This window comes from Actinoplanes palleronii (assembly GCF_016862315.1).
In the GTDB taxonomy this organism is placed as follows: Bacteria; Actinomycetota; Actinomycetes; order Mycobacteriales; family Micromonosporaceae; genus Actinoplanes; species Actinoplanes palleronii.
Genome location: NZ_BOMS01000219.1, coordinates 1 through 1,661, shown reverse-complemented (window position 1 = coordinate 1,661; position 1,661 = coordinate 1). Strand labels below are relative to the sequence as shown.

At 68.1% G+C, this 1,661-nt stretch carries 1 protein-coding gene; it reads left to right on the top strand.

What is annotated here, in order from left to right; translation table 11 throughout:
- Positions 1 to 119: 119 nt before the first annotated feature.
- Entirely contained in the window at positions 120 to 1,517 is a 1,398-nt protein-coding gene (locus tag Apa02nite_RS50685) for an IS1380 family transposase (RefSeq protein WP_425548463.1), read from the top strand.
- Positions 1,518 to 1,661 lie beyond the last annotated feature (144 nt).

Below are 1,661 nucleotides of genomic sequence, written 5' to 3'. Positions count from 1 at the left end.
CCTCGGCCCTTCGTTAAGGGCTGCCCAAGGGCTGGGCTGAAATAGAGAAGTGCCTTCTGATCAGGGAAAATAGGGCTTGTCGAAGGTCCCATAGTCCCGTCACGGAAGGCACTTGCAGGGTGCAGGCTACCGCAACACGTCCGAAGATCATCGTTACTGGCGGCGGGCGAGGCGTGGTCGGTCACGCCGGCGCCCGGCTGCTCGCCGATCTCGCCGACGCGACCGGGCTGACCAGCGCGTTCAGCCTGGCTTTGGCCAGGCTGCGGCAACGCCGCCGCGATCATGAACCCGGCCGGATCGCCGTCGATCTGGCCGTGCTGCTCGCTGACGGCGGCGAGGCCATCGCGGACCTGGCCGTGCTGCGCAACCAGCCGGCCCTGTTCGGACCGGTCGCGTCCGACCCGACCGCGTGGCGACTGCTGTCGCAGCTCGACGCCACGATCCTCGCTGAACTGCGGGCTGCTCGCGCCCAGGCCCGCGAGGTCGCCTGGGCCCAGCACGCCGAGACCCGCGGCGACTTCCCACAACCGACGGTGGCCGGCCAGCAGGTCGACGGCCTGGTCCTGGACATCGACGCGACCATCGTGATCTGCCACTCCGAGAAGGAATCAGCGACCCGCACCTGGAAAAAGACGTTCGGCTTCCACCCCTTGCTGTGTTTCCTGGACAACACCGGCGAAGCCCTCGCCGGCATGCTGCGTGAAGGCCGGGCCGGATCCAACACCACCACCGACCACATCACCGTCCTCGACCAGGCCCTGGCCCAAATTCCCGACGCACACCGGCACGGCACCCCGATCCTGCTGCGCGCCGATTCGGCCGGTTCCAGCCACGGGTTCCTCGCCCACATCCGCGGTCTGCGCCAGCAGCAGGTCGACATCCGGTTCTCGGTCGGCGCCGCGATCACCGAACCGGTACGGACAGCGATCCAGGCGGCGACCGGCTGGGTTCCCGCCATCGACACTGATGGTGACCTGCGCGAACACGCCGAAGTCTGCGAGATCACCGGATCGTTCGACCCGGCCGGCTGGCCGGAAGGGACCCGGTTCCTGGTCCGGCGCGAACGCCCACATCCCGGCGCTCAATTGTCGTTGTTCGACACCATCGCAGGCTGGCGGCACCAGGTCGTCGCCACCGACACCCCGCCAGGCGGTGGCAGCATCCAGCACCTGGAAGCCCGGCACCGGGCGCACGCCCGCGTCGAAGACCGCATCCGCACCGGCAAGAACACCGGCTTCGGCCGGTTCCCGTCCCGCATCTTCGCGATCAACCAGGCCTGGCTGCAACTCGCGCTGACCGGAATCGACCTACTCGCCTGGACCCGAACTCTGCTTCTGGACGGCGATCTCGCCAGCACCGAACCCAAGAAACTGCGCTACCAGCTGCTGCACGTCGCCGCCCGGATCACCCGCACCGCCCGGCGGACCTGCCTCGCCATCGCCGCCAACTGGCCCTGGACCGACGCCCTGACCAGCGCATTCAGCAAGCTCGCCGCGCTACCCCGGCCCGCCGGCTGACCCGGCGGCTCACACCCCGACCAAGCAAACGGAGGAACCCGGCCTCGCGCCGGGTACTCAGCATGCCCTCAAACCAGCCACAAATACCCGAATCACTTCCATCGAATAGCACCTATGAACCGACGCCCAAATGAAAGACCGAGG